Annotated in this window: 9 protein-coding genes; all 9 read right to left on the reverse strand. The window is 51.5% G+C overall.

Annotated features, from left to right (window positions below):
• Positions 1–947 precede the first annotated feature (947 nt).
• The 9 genes from H5P30_RS19170 to H5P30_RS19210 all read right to left on the reverse strand — a co-directional run bounded on the left by H5P30_RS19170 (position 948) and on the right by H5P30_RS19210 (position 24,113).
• Positions 948–1,934: a transposase gene (locus tag H5P30_RS19170; RefSeq protein WP_185694528.1), complete on the reverse strand. Its 987-nt coding sequence runs from the start codon at positions 1,932–1,934 to the stop codon at positions 948–950.
• A 530-nt stretch (positions 1,935–2,464) separates the two neighbouring features.
• Positions 2,465–2,863, reverse strand: coding sequence for a hypothetical protein (locus tag H5P30_RS19175; protein ID WP_185694529.1), 399 nt, complete (start codon positions 2,861–2,863; stop codon positions 2,465–2,467).
• A gap of 19 nt (positions 2,864–2,882) precedes the next feature.
• Positions 2,883–10,139, reverse strand: a complete 7,257-nt coding sequence (locus H5P30_RS19180) for an RHS repeat protein (protein WP_185694530.1) — start codon at positions 10,137–10,139, stop codon at positions 2,883–2,885.
• Positions 10,140–10,369: 230 nt separating this feature from the next.
• Positions 10,370–17,371: a LamG-like jellyroll fold domain-containing protein gene (locus H5P30_RS19185; protein ID WP_185694531.1), complete on the reverse strand. Its 7,002-nt coding sequence runs from the start codon at positions 17,369–17,371 to the stop codon at positions 10,370–10,372.
• A 56-nt stretch (positions 17,372–17,427) separates the two neighbouring features.
• A complete protein-coding gene (locus tag H5P30_RS19190) occupies positions 17,428–18,348 on the reverse strand; it encodes a hypothetical protein (protein WP_185694532.1) in 921 nt (306 codons plus the stop codon).
• Positions 18,349–18,437: 89 nt separating this feature from the next.
• A complete protein-coding gene (locus H5P30_RS19195; protein WP_185694533.1) occupies positions 18,438–21,059 on the reverse strand; it encodes a thrombospondin type 3 repeat-containing protein in 2,622 nt (873 codons plus the stop codon).
• Positions 21,060–21,090: 31 nt separating this feature from the next.
• Positions 21,091–21,294, reverse strand: a complete 204-nt coding sequence (locus tag H5P30_RS19200; RefSeq protein ID WP_185694534.1) for a hypothetical protein — start codon at positions 21,292–21,294, stop codon at positions 21,091–21,093.
• Positions 21,295–21,853: 559 nt separating this feature from the next.
• Positions 21,854–22,786, reverse strand: a complete 933-nt coding sequence (locus tag H5P30_RS19205) for a transposase (protein ID WP_185694535.1) — start codon at positions 22,784–22,786, stop codon at positions 21,854–21,856.
• A gap of 340 nt (positions 22,787–23,126) precedes the next feature.
• Positions 23,127–24,113, reverse strand: coding sequence for a transposase (locus tag H5P30_RS19210; RefSeq protein WP_185694536.1), 987 nt, complete (start codon positions 24,111–24,113; stop codon positions 23,127–23,129).
• Positions 24,114–24,178 lie beyond the last annotated feature (65 nt).

Below are 24,178 nucleotides of genomic sequence, written 5' to 3' on the forward strand. Positions count from 1 at the left end.
CTCGCGAAGCTCTCAGGCGCTGTTGCGAGCTATTCCGAACACGCACATATGGCGAAAGAGTTCGCCTACAAGCCACTATCGAAGAACTTATCCATGACGAAAAACTCCCCCTCAGGCCAGGACGACACCAGCCCAGAGTGAAGAAAAGAAGACCCAAAAAATTCCAACTTATGACCAAACCTAGACACCAAATGGTTGTTTCCCCAAGCAGACGCAAAAAGTGACACAGATCGTTCAGAAAAACGCCTTATCTAAGTGCCATTGGGGTCAGACCACTAGAATCATACTCGCACATCAGGCGATGCCATTCCTTGCCACCCAGCATCCGACGACCCTTGCGGTCGCTCTTTCAATCCCCAGAACAGACTTCAGCTTCTATCGATTCCATCCAGCTACACTATCACCTCAGCTGGCTTTGCGGAAGGAGATCGCTCACCGAACGCTTACGTTACCGATGTCCTCGGGATACTTGTTACCGATGTCTTTGGGTCATACCTTCGAGTCAGTTGTAAATCTTTGGGATTTGCTTCAGGGTTCTACGTCACCATCCGAATTCTTTCCTCTCCATCGAAGCCGATTAATAATCACGCCAGAAAATGCGCAAAAAATAGCTATAACGCCCACCGGAATTCCTGTTTGTACAACTTGCTCCGCCGAGAGATGCTCTCGAAAAATTACTATAGGAACATCGAAAAGCCATGCGAAACCTACGTTAAGAATCGAAATAATAAAAATACGAAGAAATAGAGCGATAAAAAAGTGTTTTCTCAGCTCAGGAATCTTCCTGTTACTGAGAATAAAGAAAGAGGAAGCTATAGTCAAAATATTCAATAACGCATAAAAATATATCATTTATCTTCCTCCGAATTCAGAAATTCTACAACAGGGAGCCCCAAATGACGTCAGGTCTTGATTTTTGACAATTGATCATCGTTCACGCCAGAAGATCACTCCAAAGCCTTTTCAATTCTCTCGATTTCTTTTCTGGCTCCCGGATTCTCACTCGCCCGTTTTGCCGCTTGCGTCGGGGTTGACATCGAACCCATTCCGAGTCGTTCGGCCAGCCAACGGTTGGAGACCGAGGTCCGTTTCTTCATTGTCGCTGCCAACAGGCACTTTTCCCGCGACATTTTCGGACGGGGAAGAGCTTCGAGATCAATCCCGGCGACCGTCGCCGCCTGAACGAGTTTTTCCTCCCAAACCATTATTCGCTCCTCCTCCAAGGCCTTCGGCTCCAAACCTTCGAAACGAACCCGGTCCAATTGCGCCCCCTTGGCCTTCGCTTCATCCCGCATCGCCTTGCGAAACTCCTTCGATCCCTTACACCAGCCTCGGCTCATCTGGGCCTCTGCCAGCTTCTTCTTTTCGAATTCATCCTCTGCCAGCCAAACCAAATAATCTTGGTAGCGATTCCACCCAGTCCGATTGTCGCCTAGCCCACCCGATTCGGATAACACCGTCGAAAATTCCAACCATCCGGGACGTTCCCTTTTCTCGAGCCGAAAAAAGCTGCTCCATCGATACTCCCCAAGATTTTCCGCCGAAACGATCCCCGCACGAACCGGATTCAGGTGAATGTAGTGGCAAACCTGGGCGAATACGTGCCCGGGCTCCACAACAATCCCCTTGTAACGCCCCTGAAACGGACGCCCCGTCCAGTTCCGAAAACGATTGAACCGGCGAATCCACGTTCCCTGCAACCATTTCATCCCTTCGCTTAAATTTGGTTCGCCAAGCTCCACGGCAAGATGAAAGTGATTGCTCATGATTACGTAGGCATGCAAGCGCCATCCAAAACGCTCCGCCGCCTCCCCCAGCACACGTTCAAAGGCCTCCGCAGCTCCCTTCCCTGAAAAAATCCTCTGACGATAATTTCCACGGTTCAAGACGTGATAACATCCTCCCGCATACTCAACTCTCAGGGGCCTCGCCATAACCGTGAGCCAATTCACCCGTACTCAACTCTCAGGGGCCTCGCCATAACCGTGAGCCAATTCACCCGCCTCGTATCTGTCAAGAATCAAGACCTGACGTCTTTTCGGTGCCTCTCACTTTATGTCAAAACCCGCCCCTTCCGAACGAAGCCTGCGAGTGCCAGGAAGGATTCAGGAGGGATTGGACATAAAGTTGTTGTGCGAAAGACGCGGACCCTCCCAAAAATCCAAAGGGCCGGACGGGGAAGGCAGGGGGGTGATTCGGGGGGCGGGCGAGACGCGCCGATTCGTATCCGGTGGCCGGGGACGCGGGATTTCTCGGAGTGTGAGGGGAGGGATTTGTCAAAGATCAAGACGTGACGTCTTTTTGGTGTCCCACTCCCGCTAATTGGAGGCCGGGAAGCGGGTGCGGATACCGGTTCGGTCGGGCGGCTCGGAACGGCCCTGGAGTTGCCTCGAGTCCTGGTCGAGATTTTGTCAAAATTCAACACCCGACGTATTTTTAGCGTCTTCGCGCCCTAGGATCTGCGTCATCGGATGCCATAAAATACGATTTCTCGACCTCGCAGCAAATAACCAGAGTATACTGATTGTTGCATAAAAGTTAGAAAATCAATAATCGAAATTTCTTTATTTATACTGGCACGAAGCTTCCTGCTTTTAAACAATTGTTCTGAAATATTATTATAAACCAAATCAGGCTCAATTGAATACGACCATAATCCATTTTCAGACTCCTCATTGAGAATCTGCACAATAACCTTAGCACATTCCTCGACTGTCAATCCATCCATTTCACCGGGAACAAATACCGCTGAAGCAAGTTCATCAAGAATCTCGCTATCAGAATTTGAATCAATTCGATGACTCGAACACGAGAGAGAGATCATAAAAATAAAGCCTAAAAATAATCGAATAGAATTCGCCATATTTAGATGAAAATAAATTCTAATCAGAATACTTCCCCAAGGGATTATCGACGGAAAAATCTTTATAGCTAGATCTATACCACTGATGTTTTATAAATAATTCAAACCTCTCAGGGTCATTTTTCTTCAAATACTCATATTCGACCATATTCTCGACTCGCGTCGCCTGAGCTTCTTGCCCAGGAAATCTTACTTCTTTACCACCTGAACCTTTCTCGAAATATTTCTGTTGATTTGCTGCGTCCTCTGAACTGTACGCCTCTGCTAAACCTTTTACATTGGTCCCCATTGCCCTAAGAGTTTCGTTTATCCATCTTCTTTCCGCTTCCTCAAATGATTCTCCTTCCCTCATTTCCAGACTTAGATAGGGATTAAATTCATCCTGCACACCGTGAAAGAATTCATGGGCTATCGTTTCATAACTAAAATGGTCCATCGAAGTGAAATAAGATGTTGATCCTTTGCCATCCTTGTCTTCTCTGGAATAATGATCCTTCTCATCACCATCACGGCCTGGTTTCGCCATGACATCAACAGAATATCTCCAATCAGAATTTATTATATGATCATGCAAGGCTGAACCGGTCGGTGTATCGCGAGCTTTCTTCCATTGCTCATTAAAGTGATCGACTCGTTTGTTATACTCCTCATTTTTCTCAATTTCCTCTTTTTTCTTCATGTATCCATCATCGTCAAATTGATCCTTGTTGTAATACAACCCCAGCGGATCGAACTTGGTCCACGGATTCTGGACGACATAGGTATAGACGTTCGGGCCGTCGATAAATCCAAGCGGATCGCGCGTGATAAAGGTGCCGGTATCCAAATCGCGGTAGCGGAAGCCTTCGTTGAGAAGACCCGTCGGATCTTCGTCTTTGGTATTGGCCTGTTGCGGATCGGGATTGGTGCCCCACTCTTCCGAGGTTGGGGTATCGCCGTGTTTGCCAAAGGCTTCGTAGGCGGCTTGGTAGCCGAGGGCTCCGCTGGCGTCGGTTTTCGCGACGACATCGCCGCGGCTGTTGTAATGATAGAAGGAAGAATCGGAAGATCGTAGCGAATAGAGAATACCGCCAATTCCCCCGCCGTAGTCCGATCCGCGGATGTACTCGACGGTGGGGACAGTGGCTCCCCCGGCATATTCCTGGACGGAGGTGCCACCGGAGAAAACAATTTCGGTGCGGGCCCCTCCGGCGTCAGACTCGTCGCGCAGGACCCGACGGGTGCGGTAGTCGTAGGCATATTTGTAAGTTCTAGTCGGGGCTGAGGTATAGTAGGTGACTCGAGTTTTATACTGGGCCAGAATGTCGCCAGCTCCGGGATAAATATCGATGATTTTGGGTTCTCCTGCTCCGTTCGTGTTCTCAGTCAGTTGGACGAGGCGGTTTTCGCGGTCGTAGGTGTAGTGGCTGGTCTTATCGACGGAGGTATCACCATCGGTATCGGCTTCGGCGGTGCGGCGGTTACCGTTGGCACCGTAGCTGTAATCGGTGCGTGCTTCGCCGTAGTCCCAAGCGGTGCTGTTATTCGTGTCCTGGTAGGAATAGCTGATTTGATTGAGAGCATTATCATAAACGTAGCGCATGATGGAGTCGCCCGCGCCGGTGTAGTCGCCATTGTCGTCTGCATCTATCATGCGTGACTCGCGGTTGTGCGCTTGGTCGTAAGTGTAGTCGGTGACGACGGTATTCAAAAGCGGGTCGGCGAGGCTTTGCCCATCGTGTTTCTCGATCGTTTCGCTGGTAAGGCGGTTGGCGTCATCGTAGGTATTTATGACGATGCGTGCGTTAATACTACCGCCGGGATAGGTCTCGGACAATCGGGTGAGGTTCCCGTAGAGGTCGTAAGCATTGGTGCTGATGTAAAGTTCGCTACCTGCGGCACCGGGACCGGTGACGCTGAGAATGCGACCGAGGGCGTCATAGGTTTTGGAGACGATATCTCCATTTGCCTGCTTTTTCTCACGGATATTGCCTTCGAGGTCGTATTCGTAACCCGAGAGACTCTCAGTGCCGTTGTGAGTGCCGTCTCCATTGTCGTCTTCAAAAATGGTCAACGTGCGGTTGAGCGCGTCATAGGTGGAAACGAGCGCGAGTCTCGTTCCACCGGAACCATCTCCATAGTTGGTGCTCATACGGTTGCCCGCTAGGTCGTAACTGTATTTATGGGTGATGCCTGCGGAGGTCTCGGTCTCGATCCGAGAAAGGGCGTCGTAGGTGTAGTGAACATCGGTCAATCCGCCTTTCCCCGGTTCGACCACGTCGGTGATATTACCGACAAGATCGTATTGGTAGCGTCGATTTTCGTGCCCCGCGCCAACGTAGAACACATCGGTAAGGCGGTGGCGATTATCATAACTGTAATGGGTGACTTGGCCTTTGGCATCGATTCGACTGACTAGGTTGACAGCGTCATATTCCAGAGAGGTATCGTCGCCCCCACTACCCCCGTACGTGGTGGAACGCAGCCGATTGAGACCATCGTAAGTGTAGAGGGTGACTTGGCTTTCACCGTCGGTGACTTGGATGAGATTGTTGCCTTTATCATACTGATTGGAGACGGTGATATTCTCGGCATCGGTGGTAGTCAACAAGCGACCAAGGCCATCGTAGCTGTTGTCGGCCGAGACTCTCGCGGGAGAAAAGGTCGGCACCAATGGATCAGCGACGGTGCCCTGCTCGACGGTGAGGATATTGCCCGACCGGTCGTAGCCATTCCGGGTGGCCGGATAGACGGTATTGCCATTGGCTAGAGTGACCTGAGGAGAGATGGAAATAACAGGGCGGTTCGCTTCATCGTAAGTGGTATATCTGGTATTGCCACGGGCGTCGGTGACGGAGCGCACGTTGCCGACACTGTCATAGGTGGTATCAGTAAAGGAAGCAAAGGCGGGTTGGAGATTGCCTGCTTCGTCGATGTATTGTGTGGCCGGCCGAGTAACTTTTGTGGGGCGATTGCGAGCGTCGTATTCGGTGATCCAGCGTTTTCCCAGGGGATTTTCCTCGATTTTAGCGTTCCCGTAGGCGTCGTAGAAGGTCTTGGTAATGGGAGTAGCATCGTCGGCAGCTCCGTAGACCGGAACTCTGGGCTGGATGACTCTAATCGGACGACCTGCGGCATCGTATTCGGTAGTGGTGATTTTACCTTTTTCATCGGTTACCGAGTAGGCCAGGCCGGTGGCTGTGTAGACGGTGCTAACGGTGGTGCTATCCGCGAAGGTTACTAGCGTAGGGCGGTTCAACGCGTCAAATTCGGTGATGGTCGCATTGCCGAGGGGGTCGGTGACTTGGGTGGGGTTACCGACAAGGTCGTATTCCGTTTTCGTTGTGGCATAGCGGCCCGGCTCGTACTCGGCCTTGGTCTGTGTGGGACGGTAAAGGCTGTCGTAGGTAACTGCGGTGCGGTAGCCGCGTGGGCTGATACTGAGGGTGGGTTTGAAACCGGAGACGTTGAAGACGGAACCGCCGGAGTTGTTACCATAAAAAAATTGAGTCACCTGATCGGCGAAACCGGAGCCGGACACGGTGGATTTTGTGACGCGTTGAAGGCCGTCGTATTCCATCGTCGTAGTGGGACCATCGGTGCGGGTGGTTTGCTCGAGGGAGTTAACGTTGTTGTAGGAATTAGAGGTGACAAGGTCGTCGCTATCGGGAGTGTAATCGTCGTCTGGCGGCGCGTTCGGATAGCTGCCGTTGATAATACGGATGGTCTTTTCGAGGCGATTGAGTGCATCGTATTGATTGACAGTGGCGTGGTCGTTTTCGTCGATCTGGACGATGAGGTTACCACGACCATCGTAATAGTTCCGGGTTTCGCTAGTTTCGCTATTATCATGAAAAATGGTCTTTTCGAGCCGGTTGCGCGCATCGTATTCGAAAGCGGTGGTTTTACCAATAGAGCCAACACTGCCTTCAGTGATGGAGAGGCGGTTGTTGTTGTTATCGTAGGTATATGCAGTCATGCGATCCGGCACGGAATTGCCATCCGCGTCCGCATTCGGATAACGATAACTGGTTTCAATGCGTCCGTTGGTATCGAGCTCGTTAAATGTAACAAGATCGGACGCCCACGAGGGATCGCCGGAAAGTGTTTTGACGGTCTGAGCGGTGACTACACCACGCCACGTGGTATCGGCGTAAGCGAAATCGGTCTGCTGTATAAGCATATTGGAATCGCTGTAGATCTTTTCATCGGTGCGACGCCCCATCGAATCGATCATGGTGACGGTCCTCCGACCTTTCGGATCGATGTATTCCTTCATAATCCGGAAATGGGATTCGTAAGCGAAGTGCTTGATAGTGACCAGACCGTCAGAGCCAATATGTTTTTCATAGGTCGGATCACTGTATTGCCCGAAAAGCTCGAAGGGCCAAATGTCCGCCAAACTCTGCGGAACCGTGATCGATTCGCCGTAACCATATTCCCTCTGATTACCACTTAAGTCAGTAGCGCTGGCGAGCGAAAGACCGGCTACTTTATCGAAAACGTAGGTTTCCTTGCCATAGTCGCCATGAGTGATCTCCATGTCGGTATAATAGAGAATACGGGGGTCTTTGTATTTCGTATCGGGCGTATAGACACCCGAGTTAATCAATAGATCCTTGAACTGGGTGAGAACTTCAATATCCATCCCACCAAAGGTATAGGTGGTTTCGAAGCCATCGGCATCGGTCACGGCGTTTGAGCGCTCGTTGGTCATTGACACGTTTTCGTACCCATCTCCGCCAGTCGAGATGCGAATACGATTCGAGAGGTTGCCGTTGGTATAGCGCGCGCTACTTCCATCGGGAAGATCAATTCTCGAAACGTAGCGCGGGTTCCCGGTTTGGAGGTAGTAGCCTGCTGTCACAGAATTACTTACATAAGTTTCTTTGGAGTGGTCAAAAGCGTAAGTGAAATTATAAGCGTTTCCGTTCGCATCGACGACCGCACTCAGATTGAGATGGTGATAATTGACATGCTGTTGTTCTCCATCACAGGGAAGTATAGCCGGATCCTGATATGGCGGACTCTTCGGTCTACCGGAAGATGCGACATCATTGCCATTTAGGGGAGTATAGGCTCCTTCCGTTTCTTCCTCATAGTCGTAATCCGTACGAGAAATCACCGCACCCTCCTCCATGAACTCAACGGAAATAAGCTTCTCCAGGTAATTTTCCACTGAAGTAACGTTGTAGCCGTCGTACGTGTAGAGATGGGGGGCACCGTAGTTGTAGCGAATCTCATTTTCATTCGGATCCCATACTTTGTCGACCCGCCCCCCTGACTGGCTTACGTTGATTTCAAGATTCGGGATCGGGTTGCCGGTGGGATCGATCGCGGCGATAGTTATGGGGATCAATGACTGCGTTCCAGAATAGGTATACTTGAGCTGGTAGCTCAGGCGGTCTGTCACAGTATCGAGACGTGCATACGTATAGACCGTATAATTCTGACTGCCTTCGACCCGATCGCGCATGAGCCTTTGTTCTCCGGGAATTTTATCGAAACTCAATGTGTTGCCGTGCTTCTGCCTAAAACTAAAACCATTCTCGCTTTCAGTCAGCCGGGTAAGGTAAGAGCGGGCTTCGTGACTGGCGGAAGGCATGGGGAACCATGCAGTCTCGTATTGGACAAATTCGTGAGTCTGCCCATTTTCGTCGGTAACGTAGGCCTTGGTCGGTTCTTCATACTGATTTACGTCTGGGCCCTCAGGAGTAATTACTTCAATATTGGAGCAAACGTTGCTCGACCAAGCTGGCCCAAAGGGTTTGTCGGGACGCTCATAAGGACGCAGGCCGCTGTTCTCGCTCCAAATTTCAGAGGTTATGTTACGACGCAACGAGAGTGTGAGTTCGCTACCTGGAATCGGCACATAGATATCGGTGACGCCGTGTACGAGATTCAAGTTGAAAGCGTCCACATAGGTTTCTTCTTTCGCCTCATCGTTTTCGGACGCTGCTTGTGGCTTTTCGTCGGATAGCGGGCGACCATTGATACCGATCTTCCGATAGCGCGGTCCTGTTGCGGTATTAAAAGGGATATTGTAATAATCGGGGGTACTATCGGCTTTGGCGGTCGCGCGATCCGGAAACTTAATTGTGTATGATTTTTCAATAGCCGTCGAGCCGTCTGGAAACGTAACTTTAATGGAAATTTCGGTTTCTTCATCACTAGGCCAAGTCTGCGGGGTAATCTTCCAGTCGGTCGCAAGTCTGCTAATGGATTCCGGGGTGTCGGGGTCGTCACTATTCCCATAGACCGTCGGCTGAATAATGTACGGACTTATTAGATGGTGTACTCGCTGTTCTTTTGGGTCATAGCCTTCGATATTGAGGTTACTGTTACTCCAGGTGATTTCGATTTTTCCGGTCGTAAAATCAACGAGTTCGAAGAAATTTGGCCATGGGGACTCAAGGCCAATCAAAACAGAGATATCCATACTTAATCGAACTTCGCTATTTTCATTCAACGGGTTCAGATAAGCACCCTCCGACTCCGACAACCTCCCCCGAAAGTCACTCAGAAAAGCTGAATAGGGGTAGCGATCTATTCGGAAATTATATACATAATCACCAAAATAGTTCGTTCCATATTGTGCATTATCAGGGTCTCCAGAAACCGAAAATTTTTGCTCAATATTCTGGTCTACTTCTGAATGGGAGCCAACGCGCAGAAAACTACTCGTAAAGGCGTCAAAGGAATGGAATTCGCTAGTCCAATACATTAACGAAAGAACATCCGCATCCGTCGTAAACTTTGGAGACCAATTTTCATCTTCAATCGAATGATCATAAAAATTTGAACTATTCTGCTCAGAGGATGTCGGTCTAAAAACGGTCGAAGTCGTCGTTGTCGAAGTCGTCGTTGTCGAAGTCGTCGTTTGCTCATTGTTTGGGTGAAAATTGCTAATTGAACGCTCAAACACCTTCCATTCTTGGTGCTTCAGGACGCTGGCAACGCGACCATTTTGCATACTATCATTCTTATAGATAACATCACCGTTCTGATCAATCGCAGCAAAACGGTAATAGCGATGGTGCTCGACCTGATAATTTGAGTCGGTAAACTGATAGGTCTGATCAGATTCAATGGTCTCCAATTGCAGCGGCAAAGACGTCCAATATGAGTCGGTTCCGAAATAGCCCTTACCATCACTATCGCCGTCATTATCATCGATATATTGTAATTCGTAATGATCTGCCGCCGGAATTGCGGTCGCATCTAGTATCCATACCTCAATATCCACCGAGCCGGAAGGGGCGTTGGAATCGTCGAATTCCACCTTAGTAAAATACATCCCAGGCGGGGGGGGCTGGGGGCCACAGTCTGGCTCGCCGGGGTCGATAATAGCGGGAAGCGGATAAGAACCCGAGCCCTGATCCGCGAATACCGCGTTCGCGCAGAACACTGCGATACTGCAGAGCACGACTGCGAAAAGTTTGAGCGGACTCCTAAACTTAGATGCGGTGCTAGGCCTGTTCGTGTAATCTGTGTCTGAAGTCATTAGGTATGGCTGGAGACCCAGCCTTATGGTTGAAATGTGAAAGTTTCGGTGCCATTGGGTTCGGTGATACCACTCAGCGGTTTCGCACCATCACTGGGATCCGCATCCCAATCGAACAAGAGCCCGACGATCTCGGAATCGAGCGTGAACGGAGCCGCTCCCAATGGATCCCCGGCCTGGTCTGTGAGGAGAATGGTTATGGTTTGTGACGCGGGGCCCGTCACCGTCTGGCTATCACCGTCCATGACCAAAATCTGCGGAATCACTTCATGGATGGGGTGGCCGACATTGTAGTAATCGGTCGGATCTGAGCCGTTGAGCAACTCGGCATTGTTGTCATAGGCATCGCCATCGGGATTGGAAGTTCCATCGTAGGTAGCCGTATTCCAGCCTTGGTCGGTCTCCCATCGGTCCGGCAGTCCATCGCCATCACTATCGGCAGAGACATGTATGGTCTGCACAGGACTCTCTACAAAAAAGCCATCCGTATCGGTCGCTACGGCGTAAATGCGATGCCCCCCTTCTATCGCAGGCAGATAATATTCATCGGTGTACTCCGCGGTAGATGAACCATAAGGATCTGTCGAAATTGGAACGGACGGATCCGTGGCATCCAAATCAAAGAACTCCACCAAGAGGTCATCCTCAGTATCCATGTCTATTGCCGTAACAGCCAGTCTCAGACCCTCGGACGTTTTATAATAGGACTGTCCCGTAGGCAATGTCCCGTAGGCGGAAATTCCGTTCCACGCAATCAAAGGCGGTGCCCCCTGGGCGACAGTCAGAGCGTCGAAAACGAGGGCCGTATTTGAGTGGTGAATCAACTTGAAGGCATTCAATTGTGGCCGAAGCACCGAAAAGGCGAGATCCGTAGCTACTGTTTGATCATTGACACCCAGCCGCCAAGTCTGAGCAGCGACATTATAAACGATCGTCATGACGTACCATTCGGATTCAACAAATTCCAAACCCGCAATCTGCGACCAGACTGAACCATCGCCGACGAACAAGGTGCCGCCAGCATCGACATAAAAGTCGATAGGGGCCTCCGTAGACGGGGTAAGCGGAGCTTCGGCAGGACTTAGAAGGACCGGTCGAACGGCGAAGCGGGCAGTTACGTAGCCCGATTGTGGCTCGAAACCATGGCTCAAGATCGTAGCCCCAGAGCCTGCGCTGAGTTCGAGCGAGAATCCGTCTTCGTCGAAATCAGTGAAGGGGGGCGCTTGCGTGTTGATCGTAGCCGCTGCCCCTACTCCAGTGAGATCCCAGCCAACATTCTCACTTGCCAGGATGAGATTACTATTCGAATAGCCGATAAAACTCTCCGACAAGGGCAGCATGAACTCCCGGTTGAAATCGGTGTCCGCATCATAGGAAAGCGTCAGGTTGTCAATCAGGACGGGAGGACCGGCGGATATCGGCAGACCCTGATAGTAGAAACTCCAAAAATAATAGGTATAACTTTCGGCATCACGAGCCGGAATGCTCTGAAAGACCGTAGCGCCATCGACGAGCAAGCTCCAGTTTGCGTTGAATGTGTTGAGCTTAATTTCGTAATGATGCCAAGTGTCGGCGTAGGTGATCCCGGTATGGGTATCGGCAATCCACACTTCCCCTACACCATCATAAACCATGAGCCGACCGGAAGCATCCAAAGTAAGAAGTATAGTTGCCTTCGCGGTGTCCGCGAGAGCCGTGGGATCGAAGGTCTCACCCAGCTGTAATTTGGCATCGAAATTGATAAACACTTCGCGGCCACTGTTGGACGGCGCGATCGGGTGCAACAGATGGTTCAAATTGTCATCATCCGTGAGCTGAACGAGTTGGTTTCCAGCATCACCGACATCCTTAATCACAGTTGCGCCAACAGCCTCCCAACCGTTCTGACCATTCAAAGAAGCCAGTGCCTCTTTTTCAAAATCAAATAATACCGGTAGATTCACATGATCCCCCAAGCTGGCTGGATCGAGCGGATCCGATCCTTGTGCGATCTCCACGTCATCATCGATATAATCGTTATCAGTATCGGCCTTATCCGGAGCCGTTCCGTAATTGTATTCCTGAAGGTTTGTCAGAGCATCGCTATCGGCAGACAAATCGGCATCATCTTCGGACGGTCGCAAACCGTAAGCGAGTTCCCAGCTATCCGGCATTTGATCGCCGTCAGTATCAACCTTCAGTGGATGCGTGCCCGCCTGGTATTCCTCAAGATTTGTGAGCGTATCACCGGGATTCTCCAGAATACCATTATGATCCAAATCTCCATCGTTATTTAAGTGAGCATCATTTATCGAATAGTCCAATAGATCAACGCTCGCATCAATTCCCCCGGAAATATTCTTCTGAATCTCCCACAAAGTGGGCATCCCGTCGAAATCATCGTCCGGATTGAGCGGATCAGTCACCAATCCATCGGTATCACCATCTGCGGCCTGATCACTCAACTCATCATCATCGAGCAATGTATCGCCATCGGTATCCGGATCTGCTGGGTCAGTGCCGACCATGTATTCTTCAAAATTCGTAAGCATGTCGGCGTCAGCGTGCCCATCATCATCAAGGATCGAATCCACAACTCCACCATAACGCAGCTCAAACCAGTCCGGTAAAGTATCATCCAGCGTCCCATCGGTATTGATAAACTCATCCGCCCCCAAATCCGGCGCTCCAACACTGCCACGGACTTCGCCATTCAAGTCAAGAAGCGAAACCGAAGGCTCGAGATTCACGCCAAGGGGGTCAATCGCTGAAGAGGCCGGGTCCGATCGTAACCAACCTTCGGCAGTCAAAACGGGATCCTCATTGATACCTGAAAAATCACCTCCACGCACAATACTATTAACGACAACCGCTCCCCCACTACTATTATCATCATAGATCGACTCATTCGCAAGATTTCCGTCATTCCCGCTCAAATCGACCTGATCCCAAAGTATGCTATTGGCGATACGAATATGGGAGCTAGATGAATTAAAAATACTACTGCCAGAACCCTCGGCACGGTTCCCCGTGAGTGTGCAATGAATGAGCTCGGTCAGACCTACATTGCTATTTTTTATGGCACCGCCATCGAAGTTCGTAACATTACCCCGAATAATGCAATTAATAAGGCGCACGCGCACATCTTCATCATTTGAAAAGACACGCACGCCCGATCCAGATTGAATCCCCGAATGAGTGATCACAAGCCCATCGACTACCGAACTGCCGGAAATGTAAAGCGACTCAACATTATCTGCCGAACCTTTGATCACTGCCTGACCGTTTTGCGACCCCAATTCCCCTAGTATCAGGATTTTCCTATCACCCGTGCTCAGACCGTATTCTTCGTAAATACCTGCGGCAATGTGGACAATAGCAAAATCACCACCAACCGAACCCATATTCACCGCATCCAAGGCCGCGCGAAGTGTGGAGAAAACGAGATCAGAGCTCGAATCCCCACCAGTCAATGGATTGACTGAAACCACCGGTGGCGCGTCAAGAACCAGATGGTCCGGGTCCGGGTCGGTTCCAAATACAGTTACCTGGAAACCATGAACATATTCCCAAGCATTCGGGTATCGATCACCATCAACATCCTCAAACGCGTCTGATCCGTCTGTCGGATTGAGACCGTTTAAACCCTCCCAGGCATCGGGCATCCCATCCAGATCCGTATCCACTGAATACAGATCCGTCACATAGCCGTCCGTATCGCCGTGAGTGCCATCGCCATACAACTCGTCACCATCGAGAAGTCCATCACCGTCAATATCAGGATCTGTAATCGGTGTGTTAAGAATATACTCTTCACCATTCGACAGTCCATCAGAGTCATCGTCATCGTCGAAATCACCGACAATCCCCAATGCCTCAATCCAATCAGGCAACCCGTCGGCATCCGCAGTGCCGTTCGAATCCGTGTACTCATCCGCGCCAATATCCGCATCCGAAGCCGACAGTGGGTAAGCCTCGCCATCGATATCCCGCAGGACCGTGCTAGCTGCCACTTTATCGATAGCCGGTGAATTATATTGAAGGTGTCCATCCTTGGTCAAGAGTGGATCAGTCTGAGCCGGAGACAGAATGAGATGATTGACCTGAAGATTGCCGGTCGCATCGGGGGTCGGGGTCAAGCAGCCCGTAAAAACGGTGGCCAGGTCCAATCCGGTAGCCAAATAAATATGACCGGTCCAATCCGGAACATCCTTGGGATTCCAGATAAGCGTGTTTGTATAATCATACTGGTAACTTGAATTAGTGAAATAGACGCCATCATAATTACCCTCGGCGATATTGTTTGCGATCGTCGACTGAATCACAGTCTGATCGCCTGCGCGCACGAAAATACCCCCCCCATCGTCACCAGCGGTATTCTCCATAATAACGCTACGCGTCAACCTAAGATCTCCGCTATGTTGATAAATACCAGCACCATCATCATCACAGGTATTCCGATGAATATACGTGTTATCGACGGTCAAAGTCGCTCCCGAGAGGTGAATCCCGCCACCATCGTTATAAATGCTGTCGCCCCATCCATTATCTCGTATGATGCAGTCTTTAACCACGACGCGATGCTCCGCCGAGCCTGAAACCTTAAAGCCCTGCCGGCTGTCGCTCAGCGTGAAACCATTCAGAACAGCACTGGTATCATCAATAAGAACCGCTTCGGAGGATGCGGAATAAATGCTTGTCACTTTGGCGCTATTGCGAGACAGAACCAACATAGGAGCGTTCGCAGAAACCTTTCCCTCGTAATCCCCGGGGAGCACTTCGATGATCGAATAGTTGTAATCATCTGCGACACCTTCGGCATCGGCAATGTTCGTGAAGCTATTGCCGGAGTTTTCCGCCAGTGTTTCGTCAACGAGGAAATAAGCGAAGTCGCCATATGATGGATAAGCGGGCTTCTCGCCAGGACCAACCGAATCAGGATCCGCATTTTCAGGATCGGTACCGAAGTAGATCTCGAATACATTCGGATACCGGTCACCATCTTCGTCCTCAAACGCGTCTTCTGGATTATTGGGATCGAGAAAAGCATAGTAAAATTCGATGGAATCGGGGATGCCGTCCGAATCCGTATCAAGATCCGGATTCAGCGGATCATTCGGCACTAGGCCGAGTCGGTATTCATCCACATTATTGAAAACATCGCCACCGCTACTGTCATCATTCGCGGTCGGTGATGTGACTCCATACTCCGCTTCCCACCAGTCGGGCATACCATCCCCGTCCTCATCCACGCGCCCAAGATACATTCTGAATCGAAAAAATACAAATCCTGAAAGGAGCGGGTCGTCACTATACTGAAGCTCATTAACTACGTGATTATTTCCTACAATCACATGATCATAATGCCAATTTACGAGATCCGTGCTGTATTCGGGAATATAGATTATATCTTCTACTGCAAAGAAGTTTGCATAGTAGACTCCCGGGTCCGAACCAAAAAGAACGTGTCGACCAAATACAATCTGCGTCTGGTCAATATTAATTGCATAAGCATCCGGAAAATTCCCGGAGAGAAACTCGGTCAAATTACTGAGACCATCGCCATCAGGATCATCATTGGGACCAGTCACGTCGTTATCCGCGGTTGAAGTGGCGTTCAAACTATAATGATATTCAAACATATCTTCCATCGTATCCCCGTCAGTATCGGGATTACTTGGATTGCAGGAATTCTCATACTCAAGCAGATTGTTCATTCCATCGCGGTCTGGATCATCGTCGGGACTATACCGTAAATCTCCAAACCAGTAGTTTTCCCAGTAGTCGGGTAAACCGTCTCCGTCGGCATCTTCTGCCGTCAAAGGGAGTAGATTCCATGAGAACAGCAACTTGAGTTGACCGATGTTCGCTATCGAAGAATTTGCTGGGGTGACATTATCCAGCCATGGGTAAGACGGAGCGTTGTCCCCAGTCTCTTCATCCAAAATCAGACCAGAAGGCCAACCCGCGCTTCCCATTGTAAAGCCGATAGCGGCAAAGCGATCAAAGAACTTGGCGCTGATGTATTTGAGCTGCCCGAGATTCGCGACTCCGTAGTCGTCTGGGTCGGCAATGCCGAAGGCATCGACCATGGCATTGATTTCAGGACCGGCACCGCCGACAGGCGCAAGTGCCGCCTCCAATTCGTCGCGGGCCTTTGCGGCGATGTATTTTAGCTGGCCGACCGTTGCGGGTGCGTGATCCTCGGGAGGCGTCCCGTGTTCGTAGAGATCCTGCAAAGATCCTTCCGATGAGATCCCCCACCATGAGGGATATTCCGGTCGTTGAAAGTCGTCATCAGCTGCGAGTTCCAAGATTTCACCTTCGGTCAGGATTCGATCATAGAGACGAACTTCGGCCAACTTCGAGTTTGTCGCCCTGCCGGAATAATCGGCGCCAATTTTGAAATTCGAGCCGCCTGTCGTCTGGATCCCGCTCGTATCCTCTCTGCTCAATTGGCCATTGATGTACCAGCGAAAATGGCCCTCTTCGCCCTCATTGTGTGCATCAAAGGTCCATGCGACATGATACCACACTCCTTCTCCTCGGACGGCCTCCCGTTCCGAACGTGGCCAGTAGTTTCCAGTCGAAGAATTGCCGTGTTCCGTGCTTTTCACCATCGTCCCGATCTGATTTCCACCGAGCTTACGATTCACGTAGGACAAGCCCGGAGAATGTCCCAGAATCCCCTGCCACCCGGGAGCTTGAGTGAGACTCAAACGGTCATCGAACATGACCCAGACCGATCCCGAGGTCTGAAAGTCAGTCTCATATGGCCCAGGATAATAGGGAGCGAGGGAGCCCGTTTGCACATGCCCAAAATTCACTTCGCCGCGAGCTGTCTGCAGGACCTGCCGATCGGCCCCTTTTGGCTCGTCGACAAAGGAAGCCCCTTCCAAAACTGTTCCGTCGAAGCCATTTCCCGAATGATCGAGCGCATCTCCGTCCAAAGGCCAATACCCAATCAAGCCATCGTCGATCCCACCGTAAGCGATCGTAAGCAGGATTCCCAGATGTAGGAATATGGAGGGGATGAGGATTCTCACGTAACGAAACGGTTAGCGGGGAACTTTTGGGTCTGATTCAAGTGTATGACCAGTAATCATTGTCCGAACATCGGAATGTCCCCTTGGGCCTCAGAGAGGAGGACGGCGCCCGACGCATTGACGCTCAACTTAACGTCCGAAGTCCCCGGAACGACCAGTTCGGACGCGGCAATGGCGGTTCCCCCGTCCCCCTGAGTCAAAGATTTCCATTCGGTGCCGTCGTAGCCTTCAAAATCAGTAGCACTTGAATCAAACCGTATTGCTCCTGGCGAAGGTGTCGCAGTTTGAAAATTGTCATAATCACCAACTAGTAATGCTCCATTAATTTGAACTGTTTCATCCAGTTCGCTCGGATAGCTCAAATGGTGCCCTAGAGCGATCCTTCCATCCCTCAGAATAGTTAAAGCATTAGATTTCCCCCACGGATCAATACCATTTCCCACCTCAAATAGAGGTTCAGAACCGGGCACTATTGGAAGACTAATATTAAAAGCCCCAAATGCACTACTAAAAGCGGTATTGGCCGTAGTTCCCACCCCGAATGCTGCGGACCCATAACCCCGGGATTGGCTTCCGTCACCGAAAGCAACTGAAAACTGCCCGATTTCCTCCATATCCGTCCCCCCATAGAAAGCATCTGCACTTCCGGCCCGGAACGCGCTCTTTTCAGGCAACCACATCAATCGAGAGCCGTTTCCTTCAGGATGCATGCCCTCTGAACTAAATTTATCTCCGTAACCTGCCCAAATAACCCCATTGCTTTCCACCTTGAACGAAGCCTTCACAGCTGGCGAAACGACCGAGTCATCAAGATTAACTGTTAGCTCATCGTCAGCCGAAAGGTCCCCATCGGAGGAGCCCGCAGCTTCGACGGCGAGGTCGCCCTCGATCGTCAAGGAGTCGGCGGCAACGGTCCAAAATGGAAACAGTGAAGCTAAAAACAATTTATAGAATGAATGATACTTCATAGGTTTCATGATGGTTCAATTGTTGTGGCTTGGTTGGAAATTTTTGCGAAGTCGCGCTTTCGAAAAACGACTCTCATTTCATTTTGAATAATCGATTCCTAACGTAAAACGACATTACCAGACGGGCGAAGAATTACGTCTTTTTCAGCCGAATTCAGAGTAGATTCGTCATATGTACCTTCGCGAATGAGAATTCGGGAACCGTGCGCAGCAACGAAAAGACCGCCCGCAAGAGATTGCTTCGGTCCGTCACCGGTTCTTGGCAATCCAGGGATTGCGCTGAGGCCATTGTAGGCGGAGTCATCTCCCGTGGTTTGGTCGACGTAATACTGGACATCGGCGTCGGCGAGAAAGGGCAATTTGCCTTGGGCATATTCCTGGGAATTATCGAGCCCGTCCCCGTCCGGATCAGCGGTGGCATCGACGTCCTCAATGGAATTCAGCGAGTCGTTCGGATCGGCATCGACGATCAACTGTTCGTATCCGTCGTCGAAGACATCGAAATCCCGGTCGGCGAAGGGGTAGATCGCGACGGCGTCTACACGTGATGGAGTGTCCGACTGTTCGGTGATCCGAAATTTCCGGAACTGAGTTTGAGGACTGGCAAACGTGACATTCGCGACCAGAGTGGTTTCCTCCAACCAGACCGCATAGGTGCCGCCAACATAATCGAGTTCAAGTGAGACCGGCTGCCATTGAGCAGGATCCACCGGCGTGTGGGAGGCAGACATCCAAGTGGATGTGCTTCCGTCGAAATAGCGCAAGAGGCCGTCTGCCCCGAAATAGAACGCGGCTGCGGAGTCGGCGGCGATTTCCGGTTCGAGGTTTTCGTACCCTTGAGGCTTCAGCATAAGGCGTAGGGTCACGACATCCCGCCCGACTGCCTGAAAGTGTCGCTCCACGGCCACAGGGTCCTCTTCCGATCCCGTGAGCAAAAGACTTTGGGCCCCTTCAGCGGATTCGGTCGCATCGGGTGTCGCGGAGGATTCGGCGAGAGAGAGAACCCATTGGTTCTTTCCATGAAGGGTTTCTCCCGTGGGGTATGCCTCAAATCCGTCGAAAAACGGAAGGCCTCCGGCATCGGCGACGTTCGGTTCGAGACCGAGCCGATACTCCTCCTCGGCTGTCCAAAAATCGCTATCGGAATCGCTCGAAACATCCGAAGGATCGTTCGGATCCAAACCGAACTGTCGCTCCCAGATGGAATCCATCCCGTCTCCGTCGTCGTCGAGACCAAGCGGCTCGTTCGTCGATACCGTTACCGCATCCAAATCCAGCCGGGAGCCCGCGTCCCCACCCGCTTTGAAACGGCTGAAGTAGGGACTGTTCCAGGCGAAACCGTAGTCGGAGGCGATTTTGATGTCATCGATCCAGAGCGACCAGGTTTGCGAACCGTAATCGAGGCGAAGGGTGACCCGACGCCACGCTTCCCAGTCACCGGGAGATCCCACGGAGCGGTAGACTCCGCCGCCATCGCCTTCGCCGTCAAAGGCAAGAAAGCGCCCGTCTTCACGCTGAAAAAAGACTCCGGCACTTCCCCGGGCGATTTCCGGATATTCGTCGTCGGCGACCCAACCGAGTTTCCCGTAAAAATCGAGCCAGACCACCGATTGCCCGGAGCCCGCGAAATATTGCACCACAGCCCCGGCCTCGCCCGTGTTTTCGACTTGCAAACTTTGGAGACCGTCGGGCGTGCCCGCTTCATCGATCACCGAGAGAACAGCGCCGCCCGAGGCAACGCTGAACGAGGAGGACGGGGGCGAACCCACCGCGTCGCTCTCGAAATTTTCGGCAAAGGGAATGGGCGCCAGACCGGACCGGTCGGCGACCAATGGATCGGTCCCCTCGGCGATCTCCAAGCCGTCGGGAATGCCATCACCGTCACTGTCGGCGGTTCCCGCGAGAAGTCCTTTGAGAAACTCCTCCAAATTGGAGAGAGCATCGAAGTCGTTGTCCTCATCCCGGTCATCGAGGCTGGTCGACATCCCTTCGGCCGTTTCATAGGCATCGTCGACCCCGTCCTGATCCACATCCTCAAAAAGGGGATTGATCCCACCGGCGTAAAAATAGTCGAAGAAGACCTCCTTGTCCGCATCGCCCCGCAATTGAAAGGAAGTCAGGCTCACTGCGGACGGATCCAGGAAGGCGAGATTTGCCAGAACGAGATCGTTGTTCAGATAAAGATCCCAAAGGCCCGTTCCGTAATCCAACCGATAGGTGAAGCGGATCCACTGATTGGCCACGCCATCGGTCGCGAGCACCTCCCAATCCGCATCCACCCAAACGGCATCCCCGGTTCCGGTTCCATCGGCCGCCCAAACGGAGCCGAAACTTCCGCTGGCTTCGCCGACTACCGCCGACAACGCAACCACCCCGGGAGCCGTCGACGATGGAAGAGATTCGGTCGGCGTCAGCACCGGCTTTAAGAAGAAGTCTACGAAACGAACCGAAGAGGGAACTCCATCCGAAATGGATAGATCCAACAACGGCCCCGTGGTTCCCGGAGAAAGCAACACCGATTGATCGCCGGAGAAGGAATCGAATGCGGTGACTGAAGCGGTTCCCGTGGCAACGAAAGGAGTCGGCGAATCGTCGACAGCGTATCCTTCGCCCACTTCAAAATCGATCTCGATCGGCAGAGACACTTGAGCGACCCCCGAAAGAGGAATGCTAACGCCATAAAAAAAGATCCTTCCGCTGCTGCGGAGGAACCGTTTCATCAACCGGGAGTTCATCAAGCTCCCCGGTCAACTATTTCCGCCAGAAGCACAAGGTCTTCCGAATCGAGCTTCGGGCGATATCCGGCATCTGCTTCCAGGAAATGAACAGTGAGGAAACAATCACAAAGGTTCCGACTCCGGAAATCTCAATGACCGTGCCAGCCGCCGTTTCGCCCGCAGAGGCGATCAAAGGCAGAAAGAAAGCGAGAACAGGGAAAAAGAGAAAACGGCTCATTGGGGAAGCGGGCTTAAAATTTTTATTCGATTTACCTCAGAAACGCCCGACATCAGGCGAAGACGACCCGTTGTACCCCCGTGCTCCAATTTCTGTCAAACGATTTCTAAAATATTGAATAAAAATATCTTACAAATGGGTGAATCCCCCATTTCGCCGAGTGACTACATGACAGATCAAGCCTTTCACCTTCGATCTCCGAGGAACTGATGACCAATGACTTAGGCTCGGGATCTCGGAATTTTCACCAATCAAGGAGGGAGGGACGCATGGAGAAACTACTATCGTAGTTCCTCTACTGCAAAGATGGGGAGAACTACTGTCGTAGTACCTTTACGACAGAGGCGGAAAGAAACTACTATCGTAGTTCCTCTACTGCAGAGACAGAGAGAAACTACTTTCGTGGCTTCTCTACGAGAATGAGGGAAATGACGGGGCGAACCAGAAACGCTGGATGCAAGACCCGGATCCCTTTCGCAAGGACAGTTTCAGTCACCAAAATACGAATACCGCTCTTCCTTTAAGCGGGCGACCCAAATGACGTCAGCAACTGTGTTTTTCATGCAAGGGACAACTCCTGATTTTTCGCGATAGAGTGTAGGTGTATAATGATCTTTCTCATGGCGGCGGTAAGGGCGACTTTGTGGGGTTTCTGTCTTTCTTTGAGGCGTGCAACGTAGGGTTTGATGACGGGATTGTGGGCAGCTGCGGACTGTGCGGCCATGTATAAGGCTCTGCGGACTTTTGCCCGTCCTCCTTCGATTCTCCTGCGTCCCTTGTGGGTTCCCGAGTCTTGATCGAACGGGGCGACTCCCACGAGGGCGACCAATTGGTTTCTCCCGAACTGCGTAATATCACCGAGGTATGCGAGTATCGACCAAGAGGTCACCGAACCAATGCCTTTAACGCTGCAGAAGAGTTCGTCGTTTCTTTTCAAGGTTTCGTCGGATCCCACGCATTTCTCAAGCTCCCGGTCGGTCGTGTTCAGTTCCTGTTCGAGGGTTTTCAGCACTCGCAGGTAAGACTTCCTTAAGGAAGCCGGAGCTTTTTGAGTCCGGTTTTTCTCTTGTGTAATCATGTCGGAGAGCTGGGCTCTCCGGTCGAGCAATTCGATCATTTTTTTCCGCACGGGTGTGGGAGGATCGCATCGACGGGGCTTCTTTTCCTCCCCGAAGCGTGCAAGGATATGAGCGTCGATGGGATCGCTCTTGGCTTTGAGTCCTTCGCTTTTGGCGAAGTGTCTCACCCGGGAGGCATTGACCAGAGAAACGGCAATCCCGTGCTCCCAAAGGTCCTCTAAGAGAGCCTTCTCGTACCCTCCGGTAGCCTCACAGATCACATGTGGGATTCCCTCTTTTGGAAAGGCCTTTCTCAGAGAGGTCATTCCCGACGGTGTGAAGGGAAACCTCCGTTTACCTGAGGGAAGACATACTTCCAGCGTTTCCTTTGATATATCGACGCCGATGTAGGTGACTGTCTGGGTTGAATCCATAGCTTATATCTTCCTTGTAGAGATGAGCTCACCGGTTTTACGCTGGGGCTCTGTCAACTGTTTGATATTAAGCCAGGAGGCTACCGGGTGATCCGTGCTGACGTTCGAACTCTTTGGGTTCATGGTCTTGATCGATCTCTCCCGGAGCCGTCCGTCTGCGGTGGCCACCGCAGACGGACTTCCTGGCACTCCCCAGAGTCTCACTTCCAGAGAGATTTTTCGAGCCCCTCCTCCGACGAATGAAAGTATCCATTCTCGGAAGCGCTCAAAAATCAATGAACATACGGGCATCCTACAAGGTCTTGATTTTTGACAATTGATCATCGTTCACGCCAAAAGATCACTCCAAAGTCTCTGCAATTCTCTCGATTTCTTTTCTGACTCCCGGATTCTCATTCGCCCGTTTTGCCGCTTGCGTCGGAGTCGACATCGAACCCGTTCCGAGTCGTTCGGCCAGCCAACGGTTGGAAACCGAGGTCCGTTTCTTCATTACCGCTGCCAACAGGCACTTTTCCCGCGACATTTTCGGACGGGGAAGGGCTCCGAGATCAATCCCGGCGACCGTCGCCGCCTGAACGAGTTTTTCCTCCCAAACCATCATTCGCTCCTCCTTCAAGGCCTTCGGCTCCAAACCTTCGAAACGAACCCGGTCCAATTGAGCCCCCTTGGCCTTCGCTTCATCCCGCATCGCCTTGCGAAACTCCTTCGATCCCTTACACCAGCCCCGGCTCATCTGGGCCTCGGCCAGCTTCTTCTTTTCGAATTCATCCTCTGCCAGCCAAACCAAATAATCTTGGTAGCGATTCCACCCAGTCCGATTGTCGCCTAGCCCACCCGATTCGGATAAAACCGTCGAAAATTCCAACCATCCGGGACGCTCCCTTTTCTCGAGCCGAAAAAAGCTGCTCCAGCGATACTCCCCAAGATTTTCCGCCGAAACGATGCCCGCACGAACCGGATTCAGGTGAATGTAGTGGCAAACCTGCGCGAATACATGCCCGGGCTCCACAACAATCCCCTTGTAACGCCCCTGAAACGGGCGCCCCGTCCAGTTCCGAAAACGATTGAACCGGCGAATCCACGTCCCCTGCAACCATTTCATCCCCTCGCTTAAATTCGGTTCGCCAAGCTCCACGGCAAGATGAAAGTGATTGCTCATGATTACATAGGCATGCACGCGCCATCCAAACCGCTCCGCCGCCTCCCCCAATACACGTTCAAAGGCCTCCGCAGCTCCCTTCCCCGAAAAAATCCTCTGACGATAGTTTCCGCGGTTCAAGACGTGATAACATCCTCCCGCATACTCTACTCTCAGGGGCCTCGCCATAACCGTGAGCCAATGCACACGCCTCGTACCTGTCAAGAATCAAGACCTGACGTCGTCTGGTATCC

This window comes from Puniceicoccus vermicola, from assembly GCF_014230055.1.
GTDB lineage: Bacteria > Verrucomicrobiota > Verrucomicrobiia > Opitutales > Puniceicoccaceae > Puniceicoccus > Puniceicoccus vermicola.

What these genes read in the sequence shown, in the direction of transcription:
- H5P30_RS19170 (WP_185694528.1), bottom strand. Translation starts at nt 1,934, where the DNA reads ATGGCGAGGCCCCTGAGAGTTGAGTATGCGGGAGGATGTTATCACGTC.
- H5P30_RS19175 (WP_185694529.1), bottom strand. Translation starts at nt 2,863, where the DNA reads ATGGCGAATTCTATTCGATTATTTTTAGGCTTTATTTTTATGATCTCT.
- H5P30_RS19180 (WP_185694530.1), bottom strand. Translation starts at nt 10,139, where the DNA reads ATGTATTTTACTAAGGTGGAATTCGACGATTCCAACGCCCCTTCCGGC.
- H5P30_RS19190 (WP_185694532.1), bottom strand. Translation starts at nt 18,348, where the DNA reads ATGAAACCTATGAAGTATCATTCATTCTATAAATTGTTTTTAGCTTCA.
- H5P30_RS19195 (WP_185694533.1), bottom strand. Translation starts at nt 21,059, where the DNA reads ATGAAACGGTTCCTCCGCAGCAGCGGAAGGATCTTTTTTTATGGCGTT.
- H5P30_RS19200 (WP_185694534.1), bottom strand. Translation starts at nt 21,294, where the DNA reads ATGAGCCGTTTTCTCTTTTTCCCTGTTCTCGCTTTCTTTCTGCCTTTG.
- H5P30_RS19205 (WP_185694535.1), bottom strand. Translation starts at nt 22,786, where the DNA reads ATGGATTCAACCCAGACAGTCACCTACATCGGCGTCGATATATCAAAG.
- H5P30_RS19210 (WP_185694536.1), bottom strand. Translation starts at nt 24,113, where the DNA reads ATGGCGAGGCCCCTGAGAGTAGAGTATGCGGGAGGATGTTATCACGTC.